We start from the raw sequence: 5,594 nt of genomic DNA, 5'->3' as shown, positions 1-5,594 counted from the left end.
GTCGCCATTCCGGCCGCGCCGGTCGCCGCGCCTCGCGCCCGCAACGTCGTGCTGGTGCACGGCGCCTATGCCGACGGATCCTGCTGGCAGGAGATCATCCCGCGGCTGCAGCAGGCAGGCCTCAACGCCGCGGCGGTGCAGAACCCGCTGCAGTCGCTGGACGAGGACTGCGCCTTCACCCGGCGCATCCTCGACCTGCAGGACGGCCCGACCGTGCTGGTCGGCCACTCCTATGCCGGGATGGTGATCACCCAGACCGGCGTGCATCCGAAGGTCTCGGCGCTGGTGTACTGCTCGGCCCGCGCCCCCGACGCCGATGAGGACTACACCGCCCTGGCCAAGACCTACCCGACGCCGCCGGCCAGCGCCGGCTTGGTCCATGGCGGCGGCATGGCCTGGCTGGGCGAGGAGGCGTTCCTGCGCGATTTCGCCGGCGATGTCGACCCGGCCAAGGCCCGGGTGCTCTACGCCGTCCAGGGCCGCGTTTCCGACACGCTGTTCAACGCCAAGGTGACCCAGGCGGCGTGGCGGTCGAAGCCCGTCTTCTACCAGGTCTCGGCCCAGGACCGGACGATCAACCCCGACCTGCAGCGCTTCATGGCCAAGCGGATGGGCGCGAAGACGATCGAGCTGCCGTCGAGCCATCTCGGCATCGTCTCGCACCCGCAGGAGATCGCCGCCCTGATCCTCGAGGCCGCCGGGGTGGCGTGAGTCGGATAGGCCCGCCCCCGAAACTGTCATGCCCGGGCTTGACCCGGGCATCCAAAGAAAGTCGAGACCTTCTGGATTGCCGGGTCAAGCCCGGCAATGACAGCAAGAGGGCGGCGACCTCAATGCCGCGACGGCAGGAAGTCCTCGATATAGTCCTCGACCACGCGGTCGATGCTCTCGTCGATCGGCAGACCCAAAGCCTTGGCCCGATCCCAGGAGGCGTCGGTGGCCCAGCCGTCGACGATCGCCTGGATCACCGGGTCCGGCTTCGTCGTGATCGGCCCCAGCTTGATCTGGTACTTCTCTGCCACCCGCTTCACCGAGGCCACCATGTCCTCGACCGTGTAGGCGCGGCTCGGCAGGTTGACGGCGCGGTCGTCACCCAGGGCCGCGGCCGGCGCCTCGTGCAGGCCGATGAAGCTGGCGACGCAGTTGCGATAGCCCAGCATCGGCAGCTGCGCCCGGGTCACCGGCAGCACGCATTCGACGCCGTTCAGCGGCTCCCGGAACACGCCGGAGCAGAAGCTGGAGGCGGCGGAGTTCGGCTTGCCCGGGCGAACGAAGATGGTCGGCAGCCGGGCCGAGCGGCCGTCGAAGAAGCCCTTGCGGCTGTAGTCGTTGACCAGCAGTTCGCAGATCGTCTTGGTGACGCCGTAGGTGGTCTGGCTGGTCTGCTTGGTGGCGTCGGTCACCGTCTTCGGCATCACCGCGCCGCCGAACACGGCGATCGAGCTGGCGGCGACCAGGCGCTGCGCCCCGCCCTTGCGGGCCCGCACCGCCTCGAACACGTTCAGCCCGCCGTCGAGATTGACCTTCAGCGCCAGGTCGAAATCCTTCTCGCCGCCGCCCGACAGGATCGAGGCGAGGTGGAACACCGAGATGTCGTCGCGGTCGACCAGGCCGAACACGGTGGCGCGGTCGGAGATGTCGCCGGTGACGATCGACACCCGGTCGTCGAGGCCGTCCGGCCGCTCGGCCGGCGCCGCCATGTCGAACAGGGTGATCGCGTCGATCGGCTCCTGCTGGCCGGAGATGCCGGTCAGCGTGCCCCGCTTCAGCAGCGCCCGGGCCAGGTTCAGCCCGACGAAACCGAGACCACCGGTGATGACGACCTTCATCCTGCGTTTCCCCTGAACCCGCCGCCGGTCACCGGCGGCTCTATTGTACGACTTAAATGGTTTAGATCGGCCCTGGCCCCACGGCAAGAAAAAGGGGCGCCCGGCCGGGGCGCCCCTATCGGATGAGACACCGGCGGGTCAGGCCTTGCCGACCTCCCCGACCGGCGCCGCGCCAGCCTCCTCGCCCACCGCCTGCTCGGCGGCGGCGATCTCGGCCTGGCGCTGGCGGATCGCCTCGCCGATCGGCGGCCCCTGGAAGCGCCGGTTCTCCAGCACGAACCAGAAGAAGCCCAGCACCACGACCATCGCCACGGTGATGATCAGCACCTTGTCGTTGGGCGGCTGGATGCCGATCCAGAACAGGAGGACGGTGCCGATCACGGCCAGGGCGGCGACCGGCTTGAACGCCCCGCCCAGGCTGAACGGGCCGAAGCTGGTCCAGCTGTTGCCATGGGCCAGGATGCCGGCGCCGATCGGCATGGCGTAGGAGATGTAGAGGAAGACGGCGCAGGCCGTCGCCAGCGTGGCGAAGGCCGGCGTGTACAGCGTCACCAGCACCGACAGCACCGCGGTGGTCCAGATCGCGACCGCCGGGGTGCGGTATTTTGGGCTGACCGAGCGCAGCGCGTCCGAAAACGGCAGGCCGCCGTCGCGGGCGAAGGCGAAGGTCATGCGCGAGGTCGAGGTCAGGCCGGCCAGGGCGCAGAGATAGTTGGCCAGGACGATGCCGACGAACAGCAGCGTCTTCAGCCAGCCCGGCATCACCGCGTCCATCAGCCAGTAGAAGACGTTGCCGCCCTGCGCCGCGCCGGCGGCCGGGTCGGGCATGGCCAGGACGAAGGAGCAGATCATCACATAGCCGAAGATGCCCGACCAGATCACCGACTGCAGCATGCCGCGGGGCACGTTGCGGGCGGCGTTGACCGTCTCCTCCGAGGTGTGGGCCGAGGCGTCGAAGCCGGTCACTGTGTAGACCGGCAGCAGCAGGCCCAGGAGGAAGGCAACGAACAGGCCGCCGCGCGCCTCCGGGAACACCCCGCCGCCCGGGTCGCCGGTGTTGTTGACGAAGGTGAACAGCCGGCCGAGGTCGATCGGCCCGGCCGCGAAGGCGACCATGGCGATGGTCAGGATGATGGCGACGGCGAAGATCAGGTAGCCGCTGAAATCGGTCAGCAGCGTCGTCGCCCGGATGCCGAGATGGTTGAACAGCGCCTGGGTCAGGGTGATCAGCGAGATGCCGATGACCTGGTGGGTGATGGTCAGCGATGCCGGATCGATGCCGAACAGCGGCCCGAGGCCGTTCACGAACAGCACATAGGTGCCGACATTGACCGAGGCGACCACGAACAGCAGGCCCAGCAGGTTGAACCACGCCGTGGCCCAGCCCCAGAACCGGCCGCCGAGGATCGACCCCCAATGGTACAGGCCGCCCGCGGTCGGATAGGCAGAGGCGATCTGGGCCATGGCCGCGGCGACGATCAGCGCGAACAGGCATCCCACCGGCCAGCCGATGCCGATGCCGGCGCCGCCGACGCTGCTGAAGGCGAGCTGGAAGGAGGTGATGCCGCCGGCCAGGATGCAGATGATCGAGAAGGAGATGGCGAAGTTGGAGAAGCCGGACATCCGCCGCAGCAGCTCCTGGGCATAGCCCATGCTGTGCAGCACCTTCACATCATCGGAGATGTCGTGCGGGCTTCCCGGACCGCGAGTGTCCTGGGACATCGATGCGCGCTCCCTGTTTGTCGTTGGATGGCTTCCTGGATCGCTCCCTCACATAAACGGGCAAGATCCCACACGGATCGGCCCGGATCCGGCCGAAACTGTCTCACCGAACCACAGCGCCGGCAAGAGTGTTGCAGGAATGGCGGCCCCGGAGCATGCGGCGTCGCTGCCCGTCTTGCCGCCGCTTCGCTCGGCATGCTCAGAATAGCGCTTCAACTCGACCCGCGCCGGCTTCCTCCGGACCAGGCGGCGGGCGACAGGAAACGGGAGACTTCGAGCGAATGGCGCAACCCTCATCCCGGGCCGCGGCCCCCCACGCGGCCGCAGCCGTCCCCCGCTTCACCGCCGACGATGCGCGCAAGCTGGTGCAGGACGGAAGCTACAACCACGTCAAGGTGGCGCTGACCGATGTCGACGGCATCCTGCGCGGCAAGTACATCTCGCGCGACAAGTTCCTGTCGGCGCTGGAGAAGGGCTTCGGCTTCTGCGACGTGATCGTCGGCTGGGACAGCCATGACGCGCTCTACGACAACGCCCGCTACACCGGCTGGCACACCGCCTATCCGGACGCGCCGGTGCGCATCCTGCCGGAGACGATGCGCCGCCTGCCCTTCGAGAACGATCTGCCCTTCTTCCTGTGCGAGCTGGCCGACCAGGCCGAGGCGGTGTGCCCGCGCGCCCTCTTGCGCCGCATGCTGGACAAGGCCGCCGGGATGGGCTTCGGCCTGAAGGCGGCGTTCGAATACGAGTTCTTCCTGTTCGACGAGACGCCGCATTCGGTGCGCGAGAAGCACTACCGCAACCTGACCAACCTGACGCCCGGCTTCTTCGGCTATTCGACGCTGCGCAACACGGTGTGGTCGGACCTGTACCACGAGATCCTGTCCACCATGCAGGCGCTGGACTGCGAGATCGAGGGGCTGCACACCGAGACCGGCCCCGGCGTGCTGGAGGCGGCGATCGCGGTCGATGACGGCCTGTCCGCCGCCGACAAGGCGACGCTGTTCCGCACCTTCACCAAGGTGATCGCCCAGCGCAACAACCTGATGGCCACCTTCATGTCGAAGTGGTCGAACGAGGTGCCGGGGCAGAGCGGCCATATCCACATGTCGCTGGTCGACGGCAAGGGCAAGCCGGCATTCCACGACCCGAAGGACCCGTACGGAATGAGCGCCGTCATGCGCCATTTCGTGGCCGGCCAGCAGGCGCTGATGCCGGAGTTCCTGGCCATGATCGCGCAGACCGTGAACGCCTATTCCCGGCTGGTGCCCGGCTTCTGGGCGCCGACCTCGGCCACCTGGGGGGTGGAGAACCGGACCACGGCGCTGCGCGTGATCCAGGGCGGGCCGAAGAGCCAGCGGGTGGAGTTCCGCATCGCCGCCGCCGACGCCAACCCCTACATCGTCCTGGCCGCGGCGCTGGGCGCCGGGCTGTGGGGCATCGAGCGCCAGCTCGAACTGGGCGAGCCGGTGAAGGGCAACGCCTACGCCAAGACCTTCCCGCGCAAGTCGGAGCTGCCGCGCACCCTGTGGGACGCGGCGCAGCGGCTGCGCGCCTCCAAGCCCGCGCGCGGCCTGTTCGGCGACGACTGGGTGGAGCATTTCGCCGCCACCCGTGAATGGGAGGAGCGCGAATTCCGCAAGCACATCACCGATTGGGAGCTGGCACGGTACTTCGAGATCATCTGAGTCGCAGTACCGGCCCGTGAACCCCAACACGTCATTGCGAGCGTAGCGAAGCAATCCAGGGCCGTTTGGCGTGGCCCCTGGATTGCTTCGTCGGCTTCGCCTCCTCGCAATGACGGACCGGGACTGTGACGCCGTCACAAAGGAGCGTTCCATGGATCTCGGCCTGACCGGAAAGACCGTGCTGGTGACCGGCGGATCGAAGGGCATCGGCCTGGCCTGCGCCCAGGCCTTCCAGGCGGAGGGCGCGCGCGTGGCGATCGTCTCGCGCGCCCAGGCCAATCTCGACCGCGCCGCGGCCGGGCTGCCGGGCGCCGTCACCCTCGCCGCCGACCTGACCGACGCAGCCGCCGCCCTG

General features: G+C 68.6%; 5 protein-coding genes. 3 read left to right on the top strand and 2 right to left on the bottom strand.

The window, feature by feature from the left end; all coding sequences use genetic code 11:
• On the top strand, window positions 1-711 hold a 711-nt coding region (locus P409_RS25035), incomplete at its 5' end, for an alpha/beta hydrolase (RefSeq protein WP_034844916.1).
• 119 nt (window positions 712-830) lie between these two features.
• On the opposite strand, the gene denD is transcribed toward P409_RS25035, so the two are convergent.
• Together denD and P409_RS25025 are read right to left on the bottom strand one after the other, a co-directional pair.
• Window positions 831-1,829 (bottom strand): D-erythronate dehydrogenase, encoded by a 999-nt coding sequence (gene denD / locus P409_RS25030; RefSeq protein ID WP_034844915.1) that lies wholly within the window; start codon window positions 1,827-1,829, stop codon window positions 831-833.
• Between the two features lie 138 nt (window positions 1,830-1,967).
• Window positions 1,968-3,551 carry an amino acid permease gene (locus tag P409_RS25025; RefSeq protein ID WP_052121364.1) on the bottom strand — a complete coding sequence of 528 codons (1,584 nt, stop codon included), beginning with the start codon at window positions 3,549-3,551 and terminating at the stop codon, window positions 1,968-1,970.
• A 281-nt stretch (window positions 3,552-3,832) separates the two neighbouring features.
• On the opposite strand from P409_RS25025, the gene P409_RS25020 reads away from it, so the two are divergent.
• The gene (locus P409_RS25020; RefSeq protein ID WP_052121363.1) at window positions 3,833-5,239 is read left to right on the top strand and encodes a glutamine synthetase family protein; all 1,407 of its coding nucleotides are present in this window, start codon (window positions 3,833-3,835) and stop codon (window positions 5,237-5,239) included.
• 151 nt (window positions 5,240-5,390) lie between these two features.
• Window positions 5,391-5,594 (top strand): SDR family NAD(P)-dependent oxidoreductase (locus P409_RS25015; RefSeq protein ID WP_034844914.1); only part of this gene is annotated, 204 nt, incomplete at its 3' end.

The sequence above is a fragment of the Inquilinus limosus MP06 genome (assembly GCF_000767795.1).
Taxonomy (GTDB): domain Bacteria; phylum Pseudomonadota; class Alphaproteobacteria; order DSM-16000; family Inquilinaceae; genus Inquilinus; species Inquilinus limosus_E.
This window is presented reverse-complemented; position numbering and strand designations above follow the sequence as displayed.

What these genes read in the sequence shown, in the direction of transcription:
- denD (WP_034844915.1), bottom strand. Translation starts at nt 1,829, where the DNA reads ATGAAGGTCGTCATCACCGGTGGTCTCGGTTTCGTCGGGCTGAACCTG.
- P409_RS25020 (WP_052121363.1), top strand. Translation starts at nt 3,833, where the DNA reads ATGGCGCAACCCTCATCCCGGGCCGCGGCCCCCCACGCGGCCGCAGCC.
- P409_RS25025 (WP_052121364.1), bottom strand. Translation starts at nt 3,551, where the DNA reads ATGTCCCAGGACACTCGCGGTCCGGGAAGCCCGCACGACATCTCCGAT.